The sequence below is a fragment of the Dictyoglomus thermophilum H-6-12 genome (genome assembly GCF_000020965.1).
Taxonomy (GTDB): domain Bacteria; phylum Dictyoglomota; class Dictyoglomia; order Dictyoglomales; family Dictyoglomaceae; genus Dictyoglomus; species Dictyoglomus thermophilum.
Map to the genome: position 1 here is coordinate 1,510,176 of NC_011297.1, position 24,197 is coordinate 1,534,372.

The following is a 24,197-nucleotide window of genomic DNA, read 5'->3' on the forward strand; positions in this document are numbered from 1 at the left end:
AGAAGAAAGAACAAGAAAAATCAAAATAATAGTACCACTAACTTACTGAAATTCTTTCACTATTCTTTCAAAAATCTCAAAGGGAGACCTAACCTTTTTGTACAGAGGTTCACCTTGCAATTGTGGCAAAATCTCTTCAAAAATTGGCTTTTCATTTTTATAAATAACACCTATAGGGATTTTATCACCCCATTCTAAAGATTTCTCAAAAGCCTTTATAATATCAGTAGGATCATAATCAGAGTCAAGCTTATAAATTCTCTCCCTATACCATTGATAAGTATTTACCTTGTTAAAGGTAACACAAGGTTGAAGAATATCTAATAAAGCAAAACCCTTATGTAAAATAGCTTGCTTCATCATCTCTACTAAATGATCAGGCTCTCCTGAAAAGGACCTTGCTACAAAAGATGCTCCTTGAGAAATTGCTAAAGCTATAGGATTTAAAGGGCCATAAGGAACTCCTAAAGGTTGTACCTTTGTTTTCATTCCTCGATCGCTAGTAGGTGATGCTTGTCCCTTAGTAAGACCATAAATCTGATTGTTATGTACAAAAACTTTTATATTTAGGTTTCTCCTAATATTGTGTATCAAATGATTTCCACCTTCTCCATAGGTATTTCCATCTCCAGACTCACAAATAACTACAAGATTTTTATTGGCAATTTTTGCTCCTACACCTGCAGGAATATCTCTTCCATGGAGTCCATTAAAAAGATTACATTTGAAGTAATGTGGCGCTTTCGCTGCCTGACCTATACCTGACACCATAAGAACCTCATGAGGTTTAAGGTCTAATTCTGCAAGGGCTCTTTTTATACAATTTAAAATAGACCAATTTCCACAACCAGGACACCACGCAGGAACTTGATTATTCTCAAAATCCTCTACTCTCATCCCATTAACTCCTTTACCCCCTTTATAATTTCTTCCACATAAAAAGGAAAACCATTATATTTAACCAAACCCCTTTTTACATCTACTCCTGTCTCTTTTCTCAATAAAGCAGCAAATTGGCCTTGATAATTCTGTTCTATGGTGTACAATTTGATCCCTTTATACTTTTCTAAGTGTTCATTAACTATTGGATATACATCAGAAAAATGTAAGTGCCCTATAGGATAACCTTCCCTAATTAACCTTTCTATTCCCTCTTTTATTACCCCATAAGTAGATCCCCAGCCAATAAATATAATCTCCGGATTTTCCACCCCAAAATATGAGGGCTCTTCTATTTCCTTTAACAAAAGATTAAGCTTTTTCATTCTTTTCTCAACCATTCTCTTTCTAATACTAAGATCTTCAGTTATATGCCCCTCCTCATCATGTTCATCGCTGTCAGTAATAACAAGAGCTTCTGACTCACCAGGTATAGCAAAAGGTGAAACTCCATCCTCAGTGATTTTATGCCTCAAATAGTTAGTATCAGCTTTAACTCTGTAGAACTTTATCTCAGAAGGAGGATTAAGCTCTTCTATTACTGCCTTAGAATCAATCAAATATTGATCTGTAAGAATTATAGAAGGAATTTGATATTTTTCAGCTAACTCAAAGGCTTTTATAGTTTTATAGAAAGCGTCTTTTTGATCTCTTGGAGCTGTAACATATCTCACAAACTCTCCGTGTCCTGCATGCACTACAAAGTTTAGATCTCCTTGTTCAGTCCTTGTAGGAAGACCCGTTGCAGGACCAGGACGTTGACCTATATGAATAACCACAGGAGTTTCAGTCATACCTGCTAAACTCAATCCCTCTACCATCAATGCAAAACCACCACCAGAAGTTGTAACCATTGATCTTGCGCCCGCGAAGAACGCTCCAATTGCCATATTAATTGCAGCAATTTCATCCTCTGCTTGCTCTACCACCACATCAAAATCTAATTCATGTTCAGCAATAAAATTCATTACTGCAGTACCAGGAGTCATAGGGTAAGAAGCCAAAAATTTACAACCTGAAACCATTGCTCCAAAACCTACAGCTTCAGCCCCGTTTAGCAACAATCTGTTATCTCTACCTCTTTTAAGAAAACTTCCACAACTTCTATTTAGATCACGAGCATATTTATATCCTTCTTCCAGAGCCCTCATATTTATGTCAAAATATTCCTGTTTAAAAGTTTCAGCAATAATTTTTCTCATTTCATCAATGTCCCCACTACTCAAAGCAAGAAGAGCCCCAACAAAAATAGTATTTTCAACGAGCTTTGATTTCAATTCTTGAGTTATTTGTTTAACTGGAATTTTAATGATTCTATCATCTCCTAAAAATTCCTCAGTTTTTATAGATTCATCACAAAAAATATGACCCCCTTCTTTTACTTCATTAAGGTGTAATCTTATGGTCTCCAAATTCAAAGCAATAAGAATATCTACCTTTTCATTATCAATAGCATATATAGGTTTATCAGAAATCCTTAAAAGACTATAATTATGCCCTCCTCTAATACGAGATTGATAACTCTCAATAGTAAAAACATAATACCCTATCCTAAAAAAATACTTTGAGAGTATATTTGATATTGTTTGAATTCCTTGGCCTGCTTCTCCCCCTATCAAAATTTTGCATTCCATATCAATGATCCCCCATTTTTTTTAATTATTATACTATACAAAAATAAAAAATAGAATGATTTTTATTTTACCAATTCTCTAAAATAATTTGTAAAGCCTAAGATGCCTGCCCCAATAAGCAGGCCATCATTTCCAAGAGGTGATGCATAAAAGTATATTTTATCCTTTAGATATTCAAAAATATACTTATCAACTTCTTTTTTAAGAATCTCGGTAAACAGGTTCAAAATATTCCTTGTCATTCCCCTATTTCCAGCAACGCATATTGCTTCAGGAGCAATAATGTGCACAGCATTTGCCAAGGATATACCGAGATATCTGAAGATTTCTTCTAAGAAAGGATCTTTATCCCCTTGATTATAGCTTTTAAGGCTTTCTTCTAAAAGTTTAAAATCTGAAAATTTTTCTTGAATCTTTGGGAAAGACGCAATAGTTTCCAGACAGCCTTTATTTCCACACCAACATATCTCTGCTATATCTCCATTTACTATGGTATGACCTATCTCTCCCTCAATATTATTAAAGCCTTCTATGATATTACCATTATAATAAATTCCAAGTCCTATTCCTTTCTCAAACAATAAGTAGAAAAGAATATTAAATTTCTTACCTTCGCCAAACCAGAGTTCCGATAAAAGTCCCGAATTAGTATCCTTCTCAATGTAAATAGGAAGATTAGGATACCTCTCTTTCAAAAATTCCTTTAAAAGAAAATTTCTCCAATTGAGTCCCACCGAAAGTATTACCTCTCCATTATACTTATTTATAATACCAGGAACTGAAATAGATATGGCTATTATATTTTTATACTTCTTGAGAAGAGGATCTATAAGCTCAAAAAGGTCTTCCTTCCTCTTTATAGGATAATAAAAATCTTCTTCAACCTTTCCTGAGGCATCAACAATTCCTGATCTTCCTTCTAAACCGCTTAAATCAATTGCTAAAATCTTTAAATCAGGATTAATAGTTAGTTTTGTGGGTCTTCTCCCCCTTGAAGTCTCAACTTTTCCAATCTCCACAAGAATATTTTTCTCAATGAGTTCATCTACTATCTCAGATATGGCTGTCTTTGTTAGTTTAGAAATTCTTGCAAGTTCTGCCCTCGACTTAGGACCAGTTTTTATAAGAATCTCAAGAACAAGATTTTTATTATACAAGCCTATATATTCTGGTTTTCTTCCCTCTCTCATAGTATCTAACCTCATTCTGTTTATTTTTTATAATTTTTATAAATTTTAACACAAAATTTTTATTGTGATATAATTTGACATAACATGGTAAAGTACAAAAGAGGTGAAAAATGAACAAACCTAAAATAAAACTTATATTAACCCTATTACTTATAATATTTATTATACCTTCAACCTCTCTTTCGCAAGAGAGGAATATTGCTGTATCCATTCCTCCTATTGGTAGTATCACCAAATATATTGTGGGAGACTTATGGAAGATATCGGTTTTATTGCCTTCAAATACTAATCCTCATCTTTTTGAACCTACACCTCAAATTATGAAAGAATTAGAAAAAGCAAAGATTGTAGTCATTAATGGGAAAGATGTAGATCTATGGGCTAAAAAATTGGCAGATTCTGCCCAAAAGGATACTTTGGTGTTGTCCGATTATTTAAAAATCAAAGAAGAAAATCCCCATTTTTGGCTTGATCCAATCTTAGCAAAAGATATAGCAAATATAATCTATAAAAAGGTTTCAAGCATTGATCCTTCAAACAAAAATTATTATCTAAAGAATTTAAACAAGTTTAATAAACAAATAGACGAACTAAATAAATACATAATAAAGGAACTTTCTATTTTTAAAAATAAAGAAATAATAGCCTATCACCCTTCCTTTTATTATTTCTTCAAAAGGTATAATATAAAGGTTTTGTCTTACATAGAAGAAGGAGAGGGAAAAGAACCATCCCTCAAGAAAATCTCAGAAATTATCAGGCTTATAAAGAGTAAAAACATAAAGTACATAATCAAGGAACCATTTATAAATACTCCAACCTTAGGGACTATTCAAAAGGAGACAAAGGTAAAAATAGTAGATATGGACCCTATAGGATATAATAAAGATTATTTTGAACTGATAAAGGAAAATGTGAAAATATTAAAGGAGATATTTTATGAACAAAATCGTTGAGATAAAAAATTTATACCACCGTTATGACCAAGACTTAATTTTAGAAAATGTAAATATGGAGGTATTAGAAGGAGAATTTTTAGCAATAATAGGACCAAACGGGGCAGGAAAATCTACCTTATTGAAAATAATCGTAGGAATAATAAAACCATTAAAAGGAATTGTGAAGGTTTTCAATAAAGATGTTCAATCTTTAAAAGAAGAAAGAAAATGGATAGGTTATGTTCCTCAAAAACCCGATTTGGAAAAATATTTACCATTAAAGGTTAAGGATATTGTTGCCTTAGGAAGAAGAGTAGTAAACAATTGGCAAAAGCTAACCTATTATGATTTTGAGATTATGGATAAAGTTATGGAAGATATGGAAATTAAAAGCATAGAAGATAAAATATATGGGGAACTTTCTGGGGGACAACAGCAAAGAGTTCTTATTGCAAGAGCTCTTGCTCAAGAACCTAAATTATTAATTCTTGATGAACCTACTGTAGGTATAGATGTTAAGACCCAGAACAAATTTTATACTTTACTTAGAGATTTAAAAAAACAAAATAAGTCAATTATTTTAGTATCTCATGATATAGGTATAATCTCAAAAGAGGTAGACAGACTGGCGTGTATAAATAGAAAACTATACCTTCACGGCTGTCCTGAGGAAATACAAATTCACGGTGCTTTGAAGGAATTATATGGAGAAAACTTCCTACTTCTCACTCACAAGGAGGAATAATGGAGATATTTGCTTACAGTTTCACTCAAAGAGCTCTCATTGCAGGATTTTTAATAAGTATAATTTCAAGCATTATAGGGCTCTACTTAATCTATCGTAGAATGACATTTATGAGCGCAGGAATAAGCCATGCTGTCTTTGGAGGGCTGTCTATCGGATATCTCTTAGGAATAAATATGACTTTAACCGCTATTGTTTTTACTATTTTACTAATATGGAGCATACCGTACATTGTAAAAAGATCTAAATTACAGCAAGAGATTCCTGTAGGAATTTTTTATTCATCTTCCATGGCTTTAGGTGCTCTTCTACTCTCCTTTCACAAAGGCTACACTACCGATCTTTTTAGCTTTCTTTTTGGAAGCATTCTCTCTGTGAAGGAAGAAGACCTTATATTAACATTACTTTTCACAATTGGGATCTTAGTATTCTTTATCAAAAACTATTGGAAAATAATATTTATCATCTTTGACAAAGAAACTGCGGAAGCATCAGGCTTAAATGTTTACAAACTTGAAAGGTGGATTCTTACGCTTACTGGTATTGCTATTGTACTTACAAGTAAATTAGTGGGAATTATATTATCTTCAGCCCTTATAATAATTCCTGCTGCTACAGTTATTCCCTTTATTAAAGATATTAAAAAATCGGTTTTTGCTACGATTTCCTTAAACCTAATCTCTATCTTTTCTGGATTGATTTTTTCATACTACTTTAATATTCCCACAGGTGCTACTATTGTTATGGTTGCTACGATATTTTTCCTAAGCTCGCTTTTTATAAAGAAGCCCACAAATCATTAACTACTCTTCTACCTTTTCAAAAATCTTCTTTAGCAAAGTTTCTTCTATCACCTCAGAAGCAGCCCCGATGGGACCTGTTAAAGCGCCAAGTTTAGTTACCATTATCTCTGGTATAGGAGGAAAAGCGTGAAGATTAATAACCCTTTTTACAGGATCTAAAAGAAGATCTCCTGCTTTAGATAATCCTCCCGCAATTATTATTATCTCTGGATTGAAAAGATTTATAAGATTCGCTATTCCAAGTCCTAAATAAGTTCCCATCTCTTCAAAAATATTTAGGACAAATCTATCTCCATTTCTTCCTGCTTCTATGATTTCATCTAATATTTCATCCTTTGACTTATTTTCAATATTTACCTTTGTATATGCGTTTCTTTGAATACCATCATAAACTCTTTCATAAAGTACCTGAGTAGAAACATAGGTTTCTAAACATCCATAACTACCACATTTACATTTTTTTCCATTCCTTTCTATAACTGTGTGCCCAAACTCTCCAGCCCTATCATTAGGACCTCTATAGAGTCTTCCATCAAGTACAAAACCTGCACTAACCCCACTACCAACCCTCACACATATGATATTATCCTTCCCAATACCAGCCCCATACCACATTTCTCCATAAGTTACTGCCTTTATTATATGTTCAATAAATAATGGATAATCCTTGATATATCTTCCTAAATAATCTTTAATATTCACGTTTCTCCAACCAAGATTTGGAGAAAAAATACATACTCCTTCCTTTCGATTTATAGTTCCTGGAACTGCAACCCCAATTCCTATTATCTCTTCTTTATTTACATCCTCTATAAGAAATCTGTACACTTCTATTACAGTATCCAAGACCTCTTCCACATTAGTAGTATTTAAATTTATTACTTTACTCTTCAATATCTTTCCCGAAAGGGCCATAAGTATTCCCGTTATCTTATCTTTTTCAATTTCTATACCTATAGGATAATATCCTGTTTCATTTAAGGTAAGTTCTATAGGTCTCCTCCCCACTTTAGTTACTTTAGCAGGAGTCTCCTTAACAATACCCACATTTATTAAATTTTCCACAATACTAGAAACCGCAGAAGGACTTAATTTTGTAATTTTAGAAATATCATAGCGAGATATAGGCCCCATTCTCCTTATGGTGTCCAAAACAAGAGAAACATTTGTTATTCTCATACTTTTAATATTTACAGGTTTCAATTTTTCCTACCTCCAAATCAGACTAATTTTTTAACACTAAAAAATTATATTATTAATATAAAATATAAGTCAATTATCAGGTATAATATGAAAGCTAGAAAGGAGGAGGTAATATGAATAAAGAATTAATCATAATTCTTGAAAAAATGCAAGAAAACGAAATTACAGAACATTTCATATACAAGAAACTATCAGAATGGGAAAAGGAAGAAAATAATAAAAGAATCTTTTTAGAAATAGCTGAGGATGAACTAAAACACTTTGAAAAACTTAAGACATATACTAATAAAGAGCCAAAGCCCAAAAAATTAAAGATTTTTCTTATTCTATTACTAACTAAAATATTAGGATTTACCTTTACCACAAAGCTCATGGAAAGGGGAGAAGATAAGGCTATAGAAGGATATGGTCATATTCTGTCCTCTATACCTGATATAAGCAAAATTATAGAAGAAGAAAAAAATCATGAACAAAAACTATTAGGAATTCTTGATGAGGAAAGATTGAATTATGTAGGATCCATGGTTTTAGGACTTTCTGATGCACTGGTAGAGTTAACAGGAACCTTAGCAGGATTAACCTTTGCCTTCCAAAATAATAAACTTATATCCCTCTCAGGACTTGTCACTGGTATTGCAGCTGCTCTTTCTATGGCTGGCTCAGAATATCTTTCTACAAAAGCCGAAAGTGATGAAAGAAATCCTATAAAAGCAGCCATCATAACAGGTTTAACTTATATAACTACAGTAATAATATTAATCTTACCTTATTTACTAACCTCCAATTACATATTATCTCTTGTATTAGCACTAATCTCCTCTCTATTATTAGTATTAATTTTCAATTACTACGTCTCAGTAGCCAAAGACTTGGAATTTAAAAGAAGGTTTATTGAAATGCTAATCATAATATTCTCAGTTTCCTTTATAAGCTTTGCTATCGGGCTAATTATCAAAGGAGTTCTTGGTGTAAATTTGGACTAATTAAAAATCAAGGGGAAGCTCATGCTTCCCCTACCAAGCTTAGCTTTGGTTTACATCTCCCACTAACACAATATTTGTCTTTAAAATGAGAGATGAATTCATCCCTAAAATACTTTATTGCAGAACTTACAGGCAAGTATACTGACTGTCCCAAAGGACAAAAAGAAGTATCTTTCATAACCAAACTTATATTAAGCATTTCATCTAAATCTTCTTCCGTACCTTCCAGAGAAGCAAACTTTTCAATTATCTCTACAAGTCTTTTTGTACCTACCCTACAAGGAGTACACCTACCACAGGACTCATGTTTAAAGAATCTGAGGATACTTTTAAGCATATCTACTATACAAACGCCATCACTCATGACTAAAATAGCTCCAGATCCAAGTACTGCCTTGTATTCCTTGAGGTTATCAAAATCCATCTTCACATCAAGCATCTCATTACCTAAAAATGCCCCTGCAGCACCTCCTACTAATGCACACTTAAATTTCTTGCCATCTTTAATTCCACCACCATATTGAAAGATAATATCCCTTAATGGAGTACCCATTTCTACCTCAATTAACCCTGCATTAACCACATCTCCAAGAATAGTATAAACCTTTGTGCCAGGACAACTTTCTGTGCCAAATTGTCTAAACCATTGAGCCCCATTTTTTATAATATCAGGCACATTAGCCAATGTCTCCACATTATTGACCAAAGTAGGTTTATTTCTCAAACCTTGAGATACAGGATAGGGGGGCTTTATACGAGGAATACCCCTTTTACCTTCTAAAGATTCAATTAAGGCAGTCTCTTCTCCACAGATATATGCTCCTGCACCCTTTCTTACCTCTAAATCAAAGGAAAAATTAGTACCTAATATGTTATCTCCTAAAAGCCCATATTCTTTTGCAACATTTATGGCTTTTTGCATTCTATCGATAGAAAGCTTATACTCTCCCCTTATATATATGTAACCCTTCTTAGCCCCAATAGCATAGCCTGCTATGGCCATCGCTTCTACAATCCTGAAAGGATCACCCTCAAGAATCAATCTATCCTTAAAAGTTCCAGGCTCACCCTCATCAGCATTGCATACTACATATTTTTCATCCGAAGGCACTTTGTAAGTAAACTCCCATTTCAAACCTGCAGGAAATCCTGCTCCTCCCCTTCCTCTAAGTCCCGAGGCTTTTATTTCTTTTATAACATTTTCAGGTGTCATCTCGGAAAGAGCCTTTGAGAGTCCCTCAAAGCCACCTTGCGCGATGTATTCTTCTATACTCTCTGGATTTATTACTCCACTATTTCTAAGTACTATCCTTACTTGTTTTCTTGTAAGACCAACTTCCTCCTTTGTTACCACACTTGGCAAAGTAGCACCTTCTATCATAAGCCTTTTTAAAGGCCTTCCTTTTATGAAATGTTCTTCGACAAGCTCTGGTATATCCTCCACCTTTACGTTGCCATAATAAATTCCCTCCGGATAAACTACCATAACTACACCTTTTCCAATAATTCCTAAAGGTCCAGTCTCAATAACTGCTATCTCTTTATCTAAACCCCTTTCCTTTAATTCTCTTATCAAGGCCTCTTCAACCTCTTTTGCTCCTGCAAGAAGAGTATTGGCATCTATGGAAATAAGTACATGACTCCTCGCTATACTCATAAATTCCCCCTCTTTTCTTCTAAAATTTTATCTATCTTTTCAAAAGTAAGATTACCATAGACTTCGTCATTAATCATCATAGCAGGAGCAACAGCGCACACTCCAAGACAACTGGTAAGCTCCAAAGTAAATAGTTTATCTTCTGTAGTTTCTCCCACTTTTATATTCAATTTCTTCTCCAAATACTCAAGCAAAGATTCTGAGCCTACTAAATGGCATGGAGGAGAATCACAAAGCCTTATCACATACCTACCCCTTGGCTTCAAGCTAAACATAGAGTAAAAAGATGCGACACCCTCCACATAGCTTACTGGAAGTCCTAAATACTCTGCACAGGCCTTTATATCCTCTGGAGTAAGATAGTTATAAGGGTTTCTGTTTTGTAATTCATGGAGAATTTCAATAATATAATCTGGATCCCGAGGAAAGGATTCCAAAATCTTTTGACGATCTTCCATTTTTTAGCCCCCCATAATATAGTTCTTTTATACCTTTTAAATAGTGTAAAAAATAACGAAATATTCTGTCAAGATTTCTTTTGAATCTCTTCTTTGATGATCTCAATCATTACCTCTGCCAACCTTGGATCAAACTGAGTACCCTTATTTCTTTCTATTTCTTCAATAGCCTCTTCTAAAGTCAAAGCCCTTTTATAAGGTCTTTCTGCTGTCATTGCTTCAAAGGCATCTGCAACAGCAATTATCCTTGACTCAAGAGGAATTTCTTCCGCAGAAAGTCCATCAGGATACCCCTTACCATCCCATCTTTCATGATGATGTCTAACTATTCTTGCTAACTCTTTCAATTCCTCAACTTGAGAAAGAATTTCTTCGCTCTTAACAGGATGTATTTTTACAAACTCATACTCATCCTCGGTAAACTTTCCATTTTTGTTGAGAAGAGTTTGAGGAATATATATCTTTCCAATATCATGAACCAAAGAAGCCCAATAAATCTTTTTAATTCTTTCCTTATCAAGGCCGATTCTTTCTGCAATCTTAACAGCATATCTTGCTACCCTTTCAGAGTGTCCTTGAGTATATCTATCATAATACTCCAAAGTTTTTATTAAAACGGTGATCAAATTGGTCAAATAAATTTCTCTCTCTTTCAAATAATTCCTAAAGCCATAGAAGACAGAAATGATATTTGTAAATTGTTCTACCAGACTAATATCTAACTCATCAAAACTCTCCTTACTTTCTTTAGAGATATCAAGACAAAAATACCCCCATATATTACCATCTAATTTTAAAGGCACTATTAGAGATTCCTTAGTAGGTTTACTATGTTTTAATAATATCTCTTTTACTTTTTCATCTTTTCTTTCGATATTTAAAAGATCTTTAACGATAATTGGTTTATCAGGTCCCAAATAATTTCCCTCGCTTAAAATAATTCCCTCCAAATTTTTATCATGTCCAAGAGTGGCTATTAGTTTTAAGTCATTTCCTTCTTTTAAAAAGATACTACCATAATTTGCCTTAGAAATAATTCCAATAATAATGTCAAGAACTTTTCTTAAAAACTCCTCATCTCTTAGATTCAAATTTGAGATCTCAGATATATCCTTAAAAAAGCCCCAAAACTTCTCTATCCATTCTTCAAGAGCTTGCCTCACCCTTCTAATTTCCCGAGAAAGTAAAGTAAAATAAAGAAATGCAAAAAAACCTAAAACCAAAATAAAGATAAGAATATAATGAACATTCTTTTCAAACCAAGTTTTTTCAGCTTTTTTAGATACTACATATCTCTCTGTTAATTCAGCTAATTCTTCTTTGGTAATCTTATCTAAGGTTCTATTTATAAGATCTATTAATTCACCTTTATTCTTAAGGGTTGCCACATGGAGGTAATTGGTAGTAATTAGGGGACCTTTGACAAATTCATAAACAAGATCATATTTAACAAGATAATAATTTGCTGGTATATCATCCATAATAAAAACACTTATATCACCCTTTTTCGCAGATTTAATAATGTCCAAATAATTATCAAAATATTTAAAAATAACATGTGGATTTTCCTTTAGGGTTAATTCTATTACAGCATCGCCCTTTTTTACGCCTACCACATAAGGAGTTAAATCTTTTGGAGAATAAATCTTAGGCATACCAACCCTATAATATATGCTGGATGTTATTTCAAAAATGGGCTTTGAAAAAACTAAATATTTCTCCCTTTCTGAGGTCTTAAATATAGTATCAATAGCATCAAAATTACCTTTAACAAGACTCTCTTGTGCCTTTTCCCATTCCATAGGAAAAAGTTCCACTTTTATTCCAGTCTTTTTACTCCATAAATTCCAAAACTCTACTGAAATTCCAACTAAATTCCCTTTTTCATCAATATACGTAAAGGGAGGGTAGTCTTTATCGATTAAAACTTTTAATGGGTTTTGAGCATTAGCGTTAAAACTAACAAGAAGAGATATCAATAATAGTAATATTAACAAATTTTTAAAATCCTTAAATCTCATCTTCTCACACATTTTTAAAAACTTTTTAAGTAATTATAACAAAAAAATGCTATACTACATCAATAATATATTTTAGTTCTCTCAAAATATGATACTTTTTATATTAGGTCTTGCTCCAGGAGTAGCAATAGCCTGGTATGTATATAACAAAGACAGATGGAATAAAGAGCCATCAAGACTAATCTTTTGGTCCTTTGCTCTTGGAGTTCTTATATCCTTTCCTGCCGGTATATTTGAACTAATTGTAGAACCCCTTCTTCCTTTTAAAACTAAAAGCAATCTTGTTTCTCTTTTTTTATATTCTCTCTTAGGAGTTGCCTTAATAGAAGAAGGACTAAAGTATTATGTAATATACAAGTTTCTATATCCAAAAGAAGAATTTGATGAGCCTTTTGATGGAATAGTGTACTCAGTGATGGTAGGAATGGGGTTTGCTACCCTGGAGAACATCTTATACGTAACATCCGGTGGATATCTTGTGGGAATTACAAGAGCTTTTCTTGCAGTTCCTGCCCACTTTGTTCTTGCTCTATTTATGGGCTACTCTTTTGGCCTTGCAAAATTCGGAATAAATCCCGAAAAACATCTACTACAGGCCCTTTATTATCCCGTTTTTTGGCATGCTTTGTACGATTTCTTAATTTTCACTGAAAAATGGTATTTCTCAATTTTCATTTTGGTGATAGTCTATGGAGTAGGAAGATGGATGTGGAAAAGGGGGCAAAAACTTATTATATTCACAACGGAGGAGAAAAATGATAAAAGCAGTTCTCTTTGATCTGGATGGTACGCTCCTTATAAATGACCTTGATCTATTTATGAAAAACTATTTTTCTCTTTTAAGGGAAGACTTCAAAAAAATAGGTGATGAAAAAGAACTTTTCAAAAATTTAAATATTGCCATTGAAAAAATGCTTCTAAATAAAGGGCCTAAAACCAATTATGAGGTATTCTGGGATGAGTTTACAAAACTTACAGGCAAAGATAGAAAAAATATGGAAGAATTCTTTAATAACTTCTACTCTCAAAAGTTCCCTCTTTTGAAAGACCTTTCGCAAGCGAGAACAAACTTCTACGCTAAAGAGGTTATTGAAAGAAGTTTTGAATTAGGATTAAAAGTTGTAATTGCTACCAATGCAGTATTTCCCATCATAGCTATAGAAGAAAGGCTTAGATGGGGAGAACTTCAAAATTATCCTTACGATCTGATAACCTCTATGGAGAAAATGCATTCCTGTAAGCCAAACGTGGAATATTACAAGGAAATTTTAGAGAAAATCAATGTACCTCCAGAAAGAGCTATTATGGTAGGAAATGATATAAAGGAAGATTTGTCTGCCTCTAAATTAGGAATCCTCACCTTTTTATATAATCATGAAAATATTTTTCTTAACAATATTGAGTACAAGCCAGATTTTATTGGAACCTTAAAAGATTTTTTTGAAATCTTACCCCTTCTTGCTAAATAAAGTACTATAAATATAATAGTTTTCAAATCTTTTGGGAGGTGCAAAAATGTTGAGTAAAATCTTAATAATCCTCTTTGGAATTGTATCTATAGTTTTAGGAGTATGGGGACTAATAATTTGGTGGTCTTACTTTGTTAAGGCCCTCATGGCAGTAGTACCAATATTTCTTGTATTCTTAGGAATAATATTAATCATCTTCGGATACTCAGAATTGAAAGATCAACTTTCCAAAAAAGAATAAAATCTAATTTCAAGGGAGGGGTCAACCCTCCCAAGAATTTAATATCCCAAATTTTTATTTACCACATTCAGCATTTTATCAATGTTAGGATAGTGCTTTAAGTTATGTATAAATATTTCCAGAAGCCTTTCATCATAATAGGGAGTCATGCCAGCTATGTGAGGAGTTATAATTACATTTTCAAGATCCCATAGAGGACTTTCCTTAGGCAAAGGTTCATCATAAAACACATCAAGAAGAGCACATTGAATTTGTCCCTCTTTTAAAGCTTTAACTAAGTCTTCTTCTCTTACTGTCTTACCTCTACCCACATTAACAAGAATTGCATTCTTTTTCATCATTTTAAATTCTTTTTCTCCTATTAAGTCTCGGGTTTCAGGAGTTAAAGGTAAAACCAGCACAACAATATCCGATCTTTTTAATGCATCATGCAAGTTTTCATAAGATAAGAGCTCATCAGGCAAAAATTCAACATCATCCCTTTTAGCTATATCTCTTTTCACTCCTATTACCTTCATACCAAAACCCTTTGCAATCCTTCCTATCTCCTGCCCTATTTTCCCATAACCTATTATTCCCATAGTTTTTCCAGTAAGTTCATCACACCACTTTATTTCTTCCCTATTCCACCTTCTTTCAAATTTACCTTTTAGAGCTACATTTATTCTCCTTGTCCAAGAGAGAATAAGAGCAAAAACATGCTCAGCAATAGGCTTAGGATGAACACCACTGGCAGTAGTTATAATAATATCTGAGTTAATTAGATCTTCAAAAAGAATGTTATCTATACCTGCAGACGAAGATTGAATCCATCTAAGTTCCTTTGCTCTTTTAATATCCTCTCTTGAGATATGACCACCAAAAAATACCTCTGCTTCCTCTATATTATCTACAATCTCCACATCTTCTCTTGCTTGTTTTATCATCTCCAAATATTCATCTTTTAAGGGATAATTTATGTATACTTTCATTTTTTAATAATTCCTCCTTTGAATTTTTTTCTCATCTTATGTTATAATTTTATTCACTATGGATCTTTACTTATATAATACACTAACAAAAAGAAAAGAAAAGTTTGAACCATTAAATCCACCCTATGTGGGGATGTACACCTGTGGTCCCACAGTATATAACTATGCCCACATAGGCAATCTTAGAACATACATATTTGAAGACATTTTAAAAAGAGTATTAATATACAATGGTTATATAGTAAAACATGTGATGAATATTACTGATGTAGGACATCTCACCTCTGATGCCGATGAGGGAGAGGACAAAATAGAAAGAGAGGCAAAAAAGGAAAGAAGGAGTGCATGGGAGATTGCAGAGTTTTATACAGAAGCCTTTAAGAGAGATCTTAAAAAATTAAATATCCTTGAACCTGATATATGGTGTAAAGCCACCGATCACATTCAAGATTTTATAGACCTAATACTTATCCTTGAAAGAAAAGGATATACTTATAGAACTTCTGATGGAATTTATTTCGATACATCAAAGGTCCCTGACTACGGAAAATTGGCAGGTCAAGATTTAGAAAACCTCCTCCCTGGAGCAAGAGTAGAGTACAATCCTGAAAAGAAAAACCCTACTGATTTTGCTCTATGGAAGTTCTCTCCAAAGGATGTAAAAAGGCAGATGGAATGGGATTCTCCCTGGGGAGTAGGATTTCCAGGATGGCATATTGAGTGTTCTGCGATGTCTACCAAATATTTGGGACAACCCTTTGACATACATTGTGGTGGTATAGATCATATCCCCATACATCATACCAATGAAATTGCCCAGTCAGAAGCAGCCTATGATAAGCCTATGGCAAAATATTGGCTCCATGGAGAATTTCTAATTATGGGCGAAAAAAGAATGGGAAAATCGGAAGGCAATTTTATAACCTTGTCAGATTTAGAAGAAAAGGGATATCATCCTTTATCTTATAGATACTTTTGTCTCACAGCCCATTATAGAAGTCCATTAAAATTTACTTGGTCAGCTTTGGAGGCAGCTCAAAGAGCTCTATTCAGATTGTATGAAAATATGAAAAAATATCCCAAAGAAGAGGCTAAATATGATGAAAAGTATGAGGAAGAATTTCATAAAGCAATAAATGATGACCTTGACATGCCTAAAGCCCTGGCTATAACTTGGGAATTAGTCAAAGACGATAAATTAGCTCCTGAGGTAAAAAGAGCAACTTTACTACAATTTGACAAAGTTTTAGGTCTTTCTCTTGACAATCCTCCAGAGATTAAAATAGAGATTCCTGAAGAGATCTGGAAGCTTGTAGAAGAGAGAGAATTAGCAAGAAAAAATAAGGATTGGGAAAAAGCTGACAGGATACGTGAGGAAATTAAAAATAGAGGATATATAATTGAAGATACCCCACAAGGTCCAAGAATTAAAAAAGCTACACCTCTTACAAAATAAGGATATTATTTTTTATGCTTATACATCCTTTCATCAGCAATTTTAACAAGAGTATCTAAACTTTCTCCATCCTTAGGATATTCAGCTACTCCATAGGTAAAACTTAAGTTAAATCCAAAAAAGTTTAAAATCTCAATTTCAAATTTATTCTTTATCCTTTCTAATATTCTTTCAGCCTTCTCTTTATCAACATTAACTAAAATAATACAAAACTCGTCTCCCCCATATCTTACTACAAAGTCATACTCTCTAAAGTTTCTTCTAAAAAATTCTGCCACCTCTATAAGAACTTTATCTCCTAGTTCATGCCCCCATCTATCATTTATCTCTTTAAAATTATCAAGATCTACAAATACTAAAACAAACGTATCATAGTTTCTTTTTATATACCCATATTTTTCCTCAAGAAATCTTCTATTATAAAGCCTTGTTAAAGGATCTAAATAGGTCAATTTTTCTGTTTCTTTCAACTCAAATATCAATTTTTCTTCTCTCTCTTTTATCTTAGAAATCATATGCTTAAAGACCTTAATAAAATCTCCAAATTCATCTTCTCTATCTTCCATGAGCTCTACATCATATTTACCATTGGCTATATTATGAGAAATATCTACAAGCCTCTCAAAAGGCTTAAAAATATGGTTTAACAAGATCTGCATAAAAACTATAGAAAAGAGCAAGATAACTCCTAAGGATATTCCCAAAATAGTAAGGAGTAGCTTATTAAACTCATACAAAGAAGGATCCTGTTTATCTATAACAATGTAAATTTCATTATTTAGGGGGATCGCTAAATGAATATGAGGATATCTATAATAATCTTCTAAAATAGACCTATTTGCCTGATTACTAAAAATAAAAGTGATTTTTGCATCTATAATTTTTTCTAATTCTCTTATATATTCACTATCAATCTTCTTAGCAAAAAGAAGATAGGCCCCATAAAACTTCTTTATGTTTTCATCATAAACAGGCCCTACACCATATATGTAGAAATCCTTACTTAGTTTGATAATAGAGACTTTTATTTCCTTGGTCAATTCTATTTTCTCTATGGGAAAACTAAAAGAAGAAGTTATAATTTTTCTATCCTCAGTAAATAGTATCACATCATATCCTAAGGTATCCTTCACCCAAGGATTTAAATTAGATTTAATCCAAGTCTTATCTTTCTTAATAACTGCCCTTTCTCCAAGTTCCTTCCATAAAGAGTAATCTTTTATTTGTTTTTCTAAAGTCCATTTTTCCAGTTCTATAATATATGAAATTACCCTTTTGTAAGAATTTATCTCCCTCTTTACCCTTTCTTTCAAATTCAAATTAAGCAAATAAGACGAGAGTCCAAAAATTGTAGAAATAATTATCAATATTATGAGAATTAATATTAGCGTTACTTTAACTCTAAAACTCTTTATTTTCATATCTCTGCAGTGTCCTCTTCTAAATATTTATTGAAAATTATAACATGTCATTAATAAAATTATTTATGTTAAAATAATCTTTGGAGAGGTGGCCGAGTGGACGAAGGCGCTCGCCTCGAAAGCGAGTAGGCTAACTGCCTCGTGGGTTCGAATCCCACCCTCTCCGCCACCTTTTCTATAAAGATCCTCAAATTCCCTATCTCAAAAAAATTCCTGTTATAATCCTTATTGGCTATGCTTTAAGTCCTATCGACCTCATTCCTGATTTTATTCCCATCCTTGGATATCTTGATGATTATATAATATTACCCTTAGGTATATATCTTTGTTTTAAATTAATCCCAAAAGATAAGCTAAAAGAATATGAAGAATATGTGGAAAAACAAGATTTATTCTTAAGAAAGAACTGGATATTTGGTATAATTATTCTTCTCTTCTGGATAATCATATTGTTATTTATATTAAAACGATTGCTTATAAGTTAAAGTTATTGTAAAATGTTATAAAAATAAAAAACAGGGAGGGTTAAAAGTATGCCTTTTGTAGATCACCGCGCACAAAAAATTAGAAGATCCAAAGAGGAACTCTTAAAACACATGCAAACTTTTAAATTAGATCTTAAATTCTCGGTAGGAATTTGGTACTTTACTCCTGGTGGTGGAAGATTCCATGAGCCTTACGTAGAACAAAAGAGTATACCAGAAAGAATCGAGATGGCTGCTGAAATGGCCAAATTTGGAGTAAAAGGAATTGAGGCCCACTATCCTGCAGAGGTAAACGAAGAAAATCTCCATCTATACAAACAACTAGAAAAAGAAGCAGGAATAAGACTCGTCGCTGTACCATTAAGCTTATTCTACGATAAAATTTTTGAGTTTGGCTCTCTCTCTAATCCCTACGAAAAATACAGAAAAGTAGCCTATGAAAGATTAGTAAATGGATTAAAACTAGTAAAAGAGGCTAACGCTGATATTTGCATTATTTGGCCTGGAATCGATGGATATACTTACTCTTATGGACATCTCTACTACCATATGTGGGACACTTTTGAAGAATTAGTAGCTCAGGCTATGGATGAAGTGCCTGGAGTACAGGTGGCAATAGAGCCAAAACCCTACGAACCTGCTCCTAATAACATATACAGAACTACTGCTGATGGAATCCTTGCTGCAAGAGATATTGAGGCCAGGTTAAAAAATCCTGAAAACTTGAAGTTATTACAGGAAGGACATGCCCTCGTAGGACTTAATCCAGAAGTAGGCCATGTAAGAATGGGATTTGAAGACCTACCATATGCCTATGCCAGAGTAGCAAGAGAAGGAAGACTATTCCATACTCATTGGAATAGCCAACCCTTAGGAAACTATGACCAGGATTTGAACATAGGAGTGGTTGATTGGGATTCCACCGAAGCTCTCCTATATACTCTAAAGATGGTAGGATATCAAGGATACTTTGGAATAGACATAAACCCAGAAAGAATGCCTGTAATCAAAGCCATTGAAATCAATACTAAAGTCCTTCAAATCATGAATGAAAGAATTGAAAGATTACCTCATGATAGAATCATTGAGTGCTACTTTGATCCAGAAAATCATAGAGGTGAGCTTGAATTAATTCTTGCCGAAAATCATAAATAGATCAAGGTTACCTTCTAAAGGGGAGAGGTAAGCCTCTCCCCTTAATTTTTAACCATTTTTTACTCATAGTCAAAAAGAATTAAAATCTCAAATAAATAAGAGAATTTAGGTAAAAAATCATCAATTTTTAACCTTTTCCAATCTTGCACTATATGTTGGGTTATGTTATAAATATAACCACAATATTTAGTGGGGAGGGTAAAATTTTGAGATGTCCATTCTGTGGATATGAGGATACTTTTGTTATAGACACACGAGAAATCGAAGATCAAAGGGTAATAAGAAGAAGAAGAGAGTGCCCTAACTGTAAGAATAGATTTACTACTTACGAAAGGATTGAAGAAAAACCCATAATGGTTATTAAAAAAGACGGGAGAAGAGAGCCTTTTGATAGGAATAAACTCTTAGCTGGACTTCAAAGGGCAGTGGTGAAAAGAAATATAGATAATGAAAAATTAGAAGCAATTATTGATGAAATTATTGCAAACATAAGAAAACAGGGAATAAGCGAGATAACCTCTAAGGAGATTGGGAAAATGGTGTTAGAAAAACTAAAAGATCTTGATGCTGTTGCTTATGTAAGATTTGCATCTGTATATCAAGAATTTAGTTCTCTTGAAGAATTTGCAAAACTTTTATCTCAAATGAAAAAAGAATAAACAGTAAAAGGGGGCTTAGCTTATGATTGGTAATCTGAATAACTTAATAAAAGAGTATTTAACAAGAGAAGATTGGAGAGTAAATGAAAACTCAAATATGGGTTATTCTCTCCAAGGATTAAACTACTACTTATATTCTTCTCTAATTGCAAGATATTGGCTTGAGGAAATATACCCCCAAGAAATATCTCGAGCACACCAAAATGGAGATTTTCACATTCATGACTTGGGATCTCTTTCGGTTTATTGCGTTGGATGGGATCTTGAAGATTTACTCCTAAAGGGCTTTGGAGGGGTAGAAGGTAAGGTAGCAAGTAAACCTGCAAAACATTTTAGAACAGCCTTGGGTCAAATAGTAAACTTTATGTTTACTTTACAAGGAGAAGCAGCAGGAGCCATAGCCTTTTCTAATTTTGATACATTCCTTGCTCCCTTCATAGCCTACGATGGTCTTACTTATAAGGAAGTAAAACAAGCCATGCAAGAGTTCATATTTAACTTAAACATACCTACAAGAACTGGCTTCCAAACACCCTTTACTAACCTAAGCTTTGACCTTGTAGTACCTCAAGATTTAAAAGACAAAAAAGTAATAATAGGAGGAGAAAGAAAAGAGGCTACTTACGGAGAATTTCAAAGGGAGATGGATCTTTTAAACGAGGCTTTTGCAGAAGTAATGATAGAGGGAGATGCTAATGGAAGAATATTTACCTTCCCAATTCCTACTTATAGCATAACCAAAGATTTTCCATGGGATAAATCAAACCTTACAAAAATCTGGGAAATGACTGCTAAGTATGGAACTCCATACTTTTCTAACTTTGTAAATTCAGATATGGATCCTTCTGATGTAAGATCCATGTGTTGTAGATTGAGACTTGACAACTCTATGGTAAGACAGAGAGCTCTAAGCTTTACTTTAAATACCAACACAAAGAATGTGGATGAACTAAAACATAGAGGCGGAGGACTATTTGGAGCTAATCCCTTAACAGGAAGTATTGGTGTAGTAACTATCAACATGCCAAGACTGGGATATCTCTCGAAAACTGAGGAGGAATTTTTTGAAAGATTATCTTATCTTATGGAACTTGCAAAAGAAAGCTTAGAAATTAAGAGACAAGTTATTGAAGATCTAACTCATAAAAACCTATATCCTTACTCCAAATATTACTTATCTGGAGTTTATGAGCTAACAGGACAATACTGGGGTAACCACTTTGCTACTATCGGACTTATCGGAATGCATGAGGCTTGTGTAAACTTCTTAGGAGAAGGAATAGAGACTTCTGCAGGAAGAGAATTTACCATAAAGGTATTGAAATTCATGAGAGAAAAATTAATAGAATTTCAGAAAGAGACAAACAATTTATACAACTTAGAAGCCACACCTGGAGAGGGCACTTCTTACAGACTTGCAAGGATAGACAAGAATAAATACCCTGACATTTATACTTCAGGAAGCAATGAACCTTTTTATACCAATTCTACTCAGCTTCCCGTAGATTACTCTGCAGATCCTTTTGAAGTCTTAGAACACCAAGATGAGATCCAAAGTCTCTACACAGGTGGTACAGTACTTCATATCTTTTTAGGAGAGGCATTAGAAGACATAGAAATGGTTAAAGAAGCAGTAAAATTAATCACTTCAAATTATAGACTTCCTTACTTTACCCTTACACCTACCTTCAGTATATGCCCAGAGCATGGCTATATAAGAGGGGCTCATGAAAAATGTCCAACTTGTGGAAAAGGAACAGAGATATACTCAAGAGTTGTAGGATATTACCGACCTGTAAAAAGTTGGAACAAAGGAAAGCAAGAAGAATTTAGGTTAAGAAAGACCTTTATTTTAGCATTAAAGGAGAGGAGAAAAATTGAAAATCTCAGGCTACCTGGGATTTAGTCTAATAGATTACCCTGGAATACCAAGCTTTGTAATATTTACACAGGGATGTAATTTTAAATGTCCCTTCTGCCATAATCCTGAGCTAATATCTCAAAGAAAGAAGGGACAATACTCTGAGGAATTCATATTAGAAGAGATTGATAGAAGAAGAAAATTAATTAAAGGAGTTGTGATCACAGGAGGGGAGCCTACTCTTCAGGAGGATCTCCCCTCCTTTCTTTTTAAAATTAAGAAGAAAAGACTTCTAATAAAACTTGACACCAATGGTTCAAATCCAAAAATGCTTATAGAAATTATAAAAAGTAACCTTGTAGATTATGTAGCAATGGATTTCAAAACCTCCCCCTCTAAATATCACAAGGCCATAGGTCTAACAGAGAACGAGACAAAAAAATATCTCAAAAATATCTTTGAATCCTTAAAGATACTGAGAGAGAACAAAATAAAATTTGAAATAAGGACCACTGTGGTACCTGAAATTGTGGAAGAAGAAGATCTTATTGAAATAAGAAAAATAATTGGAGAAAATACTCTGTATTTTCTTCAGCCTTTTAAAAATGACAAAACCCTAAGTTACGAGTTTAAAAACAAAAATCCATATCCTGAAGAGATGTTAGAGAAATACTCAGCTACCATAAAAAGCAAGTTAAGATAGTTTTGGTGTATTTGTGATCTTTCTAAGAACCAATAGACCAAATATAGTAGAAAGTAGCCCCTGAAGAAAATTAGCCCTATAACCTAAAATATCGATCAACACACCTGAGGTTAAGTAAGCAATAACCTGAGAAGCAGAAACTACTAACGTATTTATTCCTACTATACTTCCTTCTTTATCCTTTGGAATATAGCTAAGTATCAAACTGTAAGGAATTACTGTAAGAGAACCAAGGCTTATTCCATAAATCACCGAAGCTATAAAAGCCATATTTATCCTTTGAGCTTGCGAAAATAAAAAACTACTTATACCAAATAGAGCAAGAAAAATCGCTGAAAGCTTCTCTTTAGGAAACTTGTCAGCAATAAAACCTGAAAAAAAGGTAGACAAAGCCGTTAAAACCCCAAAAATAACTAACACAACTATATACTCACTTAAGGAAGCTGAAAGAGCATCTTGAAAGAAAAGTAATATAAAAGAGCTTACAGAGGAGATACCATACCAAACAAAAAATTGTAAAAGGAAAAGTGTGAACCAAAATCTTCCCTTTAAGAACTCTATGTTTACAGTAAAATTTTGGAGACTTACTTTACTCTCCTTCTCAGGTATAAAAAAGAAAATTATTGCAGACAAAAAAATACTCCACTTTAACAAAGCAAAAGTCAAGTTAGAAGCGTGAGAAATAACAACTATAAAAATATATACCCCTTGGAAAAATTGAGAGGCAAAATTTAGAACACCTGTAGCCCTTGCAAAAAAATCTCTGCTAAAAAGGTCAGGAACCAAAGTTTGATACAGTGAGATAGCAGAGTAAAAAAATACATAAGTTAAAGTTAAGTAGAGAAATAACTCTGTAACATTTTTTGTCTTTTCTAAAAAATATATAGATAGAGAAAGAAAAAGAAGAGAAAAAACAATTAGATATTTTCTACCTTTTATTATTCTTTTTAACTTGTCCGATAAAAAACCTACAAAAGGTGGTATAAAGATACCTACTAAACTTCCCAAAGAAAGTAAAACTCCTATTTGGGACTTTGAAGCAACAAACTTGTTTATAAAAAATATCAAAGAAAAACCACGAAAAGCTTGAAAAAAGGAAAGACCAATTCCCCCAACACTCAGAAGCACTAAAATTTTTACAAAAAAATCTATCCTTATACTCTTCACAATAGAGTAATTTTATCACTGATAGCAAAAATATTGAA

General features: G+C 33.2%; 23 protein-coding genes and 1 tRNA gene. 14 read left to right on the top strand and 10 right to left on the bottom strand.

Annotated features, from left to right (window positions below; genetic code table 11):
- Positions 1 to 42 precede the first annotated feature (42 nt).
- The 3 genes from DICTH_RS07585 to DICTH_RS07595 all read right to left on the bottom strand — a co-directional run bounded on the left by DICTH_RS07585 (position 43) and on the right by DICTH_RS07595 (position 3,763).
- Positions 43 to 897, bottom strand: coding sequence for a 2-oxoacid:ferredoxin oxidoreductase subunit beta (locus tag DICTH_RS07585; RefSeq protein WP_012548043.1), 855 nt, complete (start codon positions 895 to 897; stop codon positions 43 to 45).
- Complete coding sequence (locus tag DICTH_RS07590; protein ID WP_012546964.1) at positions 894 to 2,573, bottom strand: 2-oxoacid:acceptor oxidoreductase subunit alpha; 1,680 nt, start codon at positions 2,571 to 2,573, stop codon at positions 894 to 896. Before DICTH_RS07590 ends, DICTH_RS07585 begins: the two co-directional genes overlap by 4 nt.
- Before the next feature lie 62 nt (positions 2,574 to 2,635).
- Entirely contained in the window at positions 2,636 to 3,763 is a 1,128-nt protein-coding gene (locus DICTH_RS07595; RefSeq protein WP_012548218.1) for an ROK family transcriptional regulator, read from the bottom strand.
- Positions 3,764 to 3,873: 110 nt separating this feature from the next.
- On the opposite strand from DICTH_RS07595, the gene DICTH_RS07600 reads away from it, so the two are divergent.
- From DICTH_RS07600 to DICTH_RS07610, 3 genes are read left to right on the top strand one after another with little or no spacing between them, the layout of a single operon-like run.
- Complete coding sequence (locus DICTH_RS07600) at positions 3,874 to 4,719, top strand: metal ABC transporter substrate-binding protein (protein ID WP_012548459.1); 846 nt, start codon at positions 3,874 to 3,876, stop codon at positions 4,717 to 4,719.
- A complete protein-coding gene (locus DICTH_RS07605) occupies positions 4,703 to 5,446 on the top strand; it encodes a metal ABC transporter ATP-binding protein (RefSeq protein WP_012547232.1) in 744 nt (247 codons plus the stop codon). Before DICTH_RS07600 ends, DICTH_RS07605 begins: the two co-directional genes overlap by 17 nt.
- Positions 5,446 to 6,249: a metal ABC transporter permease gene (locus DICTH_RS07610; protein WP_012548200.1), complete on the top strand. Its 804-nt coding sequence runs from the start codon at positions 5,446 to 5,448 to the stop codon at positions 6,247 to 6,249. Before DICTH_RS07605 ends, DICTH_RS07610 begins: the two co-directional genes overlap by 1 nt.
- On the opposite strand, the gene DICTH_RS07615 is transcribed toward DICTH_RS07610, so the two are convergent.
- Positions 6,250 to 7,452, bottom strand: coding sequence for an ROK family transcriptional regulator (locus DICTH_RS07615; protein ID WP_012546918.1), 1,203 nt, complete (start codon positions 7,450 to 7,452; stop codon positions 6,250 to 6,252).
- A 113-nt stretch (positions 7,453 to 7,565) separates the two neighbouring features.
- Here DICTH_RS07615 and DICTH_RS07620 point away from each other — a divergent pair, with 113 nt between their 5' ends.
- Complete coding sequence (locus DICTH_RS07620) at positions 7,566 to 8,435, top strand: VIT1/CCC1 transporter family protein (RefSeq protein WP_012548058.1); 870 nt, start codon at positions 7,566 to 7,568, stop codon at positions 8,433 to 8,435.
- A gap of 19 nt (positions 8,436 to 8,454) precedes the next feature.
- Here the strand turns inward: DICTH_RS07620 and nuoF are convergent, their stop codons facing one another.
- The 3 genes from nuoF to DICTH_RS07635 all read right to left on the bottom strand — a co-directional run bounded on the left by nuoF (position 8,455) and on the right by DICTH_RS07635 (position 12,547).
- Positions 8,455 to 10,092 carry an NADH-quinone oxidoreductase subunit NuoF gene (gene nuoF, locus DICTH_RS07625; protein WP_012546989.1) on the bottom strand — a complete coding sequence of 546 codons (1,638 nt, stop codon included), beginning with the start codon at positions 10,090 to 10,092 and terminating at the stop codon, positions 8,455 to 8,457.
- The gene (nuoE, locus tag DICTH_RS07630) at positions 10,089 to 10,550 is read right to left on the bottom strand and encodes an NADH-quinone oxidoreductase subunit NuoE (RefSeq protein WP_012548267.1); all 462 of its coding nucleotides are present in this window, start codon (positions 10,548 to 10,550) and stop codon (positions 10,089 to 10,091) included. Before nuoE ends, nuoF begins: the two co-directional genes overlap by 4 nt.
- A gap of 68 nt (positions 10,551 to 10,618) precedes the next feature.
- Positions 10,619 to 12,547: an HD domain-containing phosphohydrolase gene (locus tag DICTH_RS07635; RefSeq protein ID WP_236608260.1), complete on the bottom strand. Its 1,929-nt coding sequence runs from the start codon at positions 12,545 to 12,547 to the stop codon at positions 10,619 to 10,621.
- A 112-nt stretch (positions 12,548 to 12,659) separates the two neighbouring features.
- Between DICTH_RS07635 and DICTH_RS07640 the strand changes: the two genes are divergently transcribed.
- From DICTH_RS07640 to DICTH_RS07650, 3 genes are read left to right on the top strand one after another with little or no spacing between them, the layout of a single operon-like run.
- Positions 12,660 to 13,349, top strand: coding sequence for a PrsW family intramembrane metalloprotease (locus DICTH_RS07640; RefSeq protein WP_012547810.1), 690 nt, complete (start codon positions 12,660 to 12,662; stop codon positions 13,347 to 13,349).
- Positions 13,327 to 14,040: an HAD family hydrolase gene (locus DICTH_RS07645; RefSeq protein WP_012548689.1), complete on the top strand. Its 714-nt coding sequence runs from the start codon at positions 13,327 to 13,329 to the stop codon at positions 14,038 to 14,040. Before DICTH_RS07640 ends, DICTH_RS07645 begins: the two co-directional genes overlap by 23 nt.
- A gap of 46 nt (positions 14,041 to 14,086) precedes the next feature.
- On the top strand, positions 14,087 to 14,281 hold the full coding sequence (locus tag DICTH_RS07650) for a hypothetical protein (RefSeq protein WP_012548104.1): 195 nt from the start codon (positions 14,087 to 14,089) through the stop codon (positions 14,279 to 14,281).
- 38 nt (positions 14,282 to 14,319) lie between these two features.
- On the opposite strand, the gene DICTH_RS07655 is transcribed toward DICTH_RS07650, so the two are convergent.
- On the bottom strand, positions 14,320 to 15,252 hold the full coding sequence (locus DICTH_RS07655; protein WP_012547274.1) for a D-2-hydroxyacid dehydrogenase: 933 nt from the start codon (positions 15,250 to 15,252) through the stop codon (positions 14,320 to 14,322).
- 58 nt (positions 15,253 to 15,310) lie between these two features.
- Here DICTH_RS07655 and cysS point away from each other — a divergent pair, with 58 nt between their 5' ends.
- Complete coding sequence (cysS, locus tag DICTH_RS07660; RefSeq protein WP_012546982.1) at positions 15,311 to 16,708, top strand: cysteine--tRNA ligase; 1,398 nt, start codon at positions 15,311 to 15,313, stop codon at positions 16,706 to 16,708.
- 5 nt (positions 16,709 to 16,713) lie between these two features.
- On the opposite strand, the gene DICTH_RS07665 is transcribed toward cysS, so the two are convergent.
- On the bottom strand, positions 16,714 to 18,129 hold the full coding sequence (locus DICTH_RS07665; protein WP_012548259.1) for a sensor domain-containing diguanylate cyclase: 1,416 nt from the start codon (positions 18,127 to 18,129) through the stop codon (positions 16,714 to 16,716).
- Positions 18,130 to 18,211: 82 nt separating this feature from the next.
- Between DICTH_RS07665 and DICTH_RS07670 the strand changes: the two genes are divergently transcribed.
- The 6 genes from DICTH_RS07670 (at position 18,212) to DICTH_RS07695 (ending at position 22,992) form a co-directional block, all read left to right on the top strand.
- Positions 18,212 to 18,298: transfer RNA gene (locus DICTH_RS07670), tRNA-Ser, on the top strand.
- 58 nt (positions 18,299 to 18,356) lie between these two features.
- The gene (locus DICTH_RS10285) at positions 18,357 to 18,614 is read left to right on the top strand and encodes a YkvA family protein (RefSeq protein WP_262370084.1); all 258 of its coding nucleotides are present in this window, start codon (positions 18,357 to 18,359) and stop codon (positions 18,612 to 18,614) included.
- A 48-nt stretch (positions 18,615 to 18,662) separates the two neighbouring features.
- Positions 18,663 to 19,769: a sugar phosphate isomerase/epimerase family protein gene (locus tag DICTH_RS07680; RefSeq protein ID WP_012548598.1), complete on the top strand. Its 1,107-nt coding sequence runs from the start codon at positions 18,663 to 18,665 to the stop codon at positions 19,767 to 19,769.
- A 206-nt stretch (positions 19,770 to 19,975) separates the two neighbouring features.
- On the top strand, positions 19,976 to 20,428 hold the full coding sequence (nrdR, locus tag DICTH_RS07685) for a transcriptional regulator NrdR (RefSeq protein WP_012547744.1): 453 nt from the start codon (positions 19,976 to 19,978) through the stop codon (positions 20,426 to 20,428).
- Positions 20,429 to 20,450: 22 nt separating this feature from the next.
- Positions 20,451 to 22,334 carry a ribonucleoside triphosphate reductase gene (locus DICTH_RS07690; protein WP_012547425.1) on the top strand — a complete coding sequence of 628 codons (1,884 nt, stop codon included), beginning with the start codon at positions 20,451 to 20,453 and terminating at the stop codon, positions 22,332 to 22,334.
- Positions 22,306 to 22,992: an anaerobic ribonucleoside-triphosphate reductase activating protein gene (locus tag DICTH_RS07695; RefSeq protein ID WP_012547640.1), complete on the top strand. Its 687-nt coding sequence runs from the start codon at positions 22,306 to 22,308 to the stop codon at positions 22,990 to 22,992. The genes DICTH_RS07690 and DICTH_RS07695 overlap by 29 nt, the downstream gene beginning before the upstream one ends.
- Here DICTH_RS07695 and DICTH_RS07700 read toward each other — a convergent pair.
- Positions 22,984 to 24,159: an MFS transporter gene (locus DICTH_RS07700; RefSeq protein ID WP_012548749.1), complete on the bottom strand. Its 1,176-nt coding sequence runs from the start codon at positions 24,157 to 24,159 to the stop codon at positions 22,984 to 22,986. The genes DICTH_RS07695 and DICTH_RS07700 overlap by 9 nt on opposite strands.
- Positions 24,160 to 24,197 lie beyond the last annotated feature (38 nt).

Excerpts from the sequence above, each read along its gene's own strand:
- DICTH_RS07585 (WP_012548043.1), bottom strand. The coding sequence starts at position 897 with ATGAGAGTAGAGGATTTTGAGAATAATCAAGTTCCTGCGTGGTGTCCT.
- DICTH_RS07590 (WP_012546964.1), bottom strand. The coding sequence starts at position 2,573 with ATGGAATGCAAAATTTTGATAGGGGGAGAAGCAGGCCAAGGAATTCAA.
- DICTH_RS07595 (WP_012548218.1), bottom strand. The coding sequence starts at position 3,763 with ATGAGAGAGGGAAGAAAACCAGAATATATAGGCTTGTATAATAAAAAT.
- DICTH_RS07600 (WP_012548459.1), top strand. The coding sequence starts at position 3,874 with ATGAACAAACCTAAAATAAAACTTATATTAACCCTATTACTTATAATA.
- DICTH_RS07605 (WP_012547232.1), top strand. The coding sequence starts at position 4,703 with ATGAACAAAATCGTTGAGATAAAAAATTTATACCACCGTTATGACCAA.
- DICTH_RS07610 (WP_012548200.1), top strand. The coding sequence starts at position 5,446 with ATGGAGATATTTGCTTACAGTTTCACTCAAAGAGCTCTCATTGCAGGA.
- DICTH_RS07620 (WP_012548058.1), top strand. The coding sequence starts at position 7,566 with ATGAATAAAGAATTAATCATAATTCTTGAAAAAATGCAAGAAAACGAA.
- nuoF (WP_012546989.1), bottom strand. The coding sequence starts at position 10,092 with ATGAGTATAGCGAGGAGTCATGTACTTATTTCCATAGATGCCAATACT.
- nuoE (WP_012548267.1), bottom strand. The coding sequence starts at position 10,550 with ATGGAAGATCGTCAAAAGATTTTGGAATCCTTTCCTCGGGATCCAGAT.
- DICTH_RS07640 (WP_012547810.1), top strand. The coding sequence starts at position 12,660 with ATGATACTTTTTATATTAGGTCTTGCTCCAGGAGTAGCAATAGCCTGG.
- DICTH_RS07645 (WP_012548689.1), top strand. The coding sequence starts at position 13,327 with ATGATAAAAGCAGTTCTCTTTGATCTGGATGGTACGCTCCTTATAAAT.
- DICTH_RS07650 (WP_012548104.1), top strand. The coding sequence starts at position 14,087 with ATGTTGAGTAAAATCTTAATAATCCTCTTTGGAATTGTATCTATAGTT.
- DICTH_RS07655 (WP_012547274.1), bottom strand. The coding sequence starts at position 15,252 with ATGAAAGTATACATAAATTATCCCTTAAAAGATGAATATTTGGAGATG.
- cysS (WP_012546982.1), top strand. The coding sequence starts at position 15,311 with ATGGATCTTTACTTATATAATACACTAACAAAAAGAAAAGAAAAGTTT.
- DICTH_RS07665 (WP_012548259.1), bottom strand. The coding sequence starts at position 18,129 with ATGAAAATAAAGAGTTTTAGAGTTAAAGTAACGCTAATATTAATTCTC.
- DICTH_RS07680 (WP_012548598.1), top strand. The coding sequence starts at position 18,663 with ATGCCTTTTGTAGATCACCGCGCACAAAAAATTAGAAGATCCAAAGAG.
- DICTH_RS07690 (WP_012547425.1), top strand. The coding sequence starts at position 20,451 with ATGATTGGTAATCTGAATAACTTAATAAAAGAGTATTTAACAAGAGAA.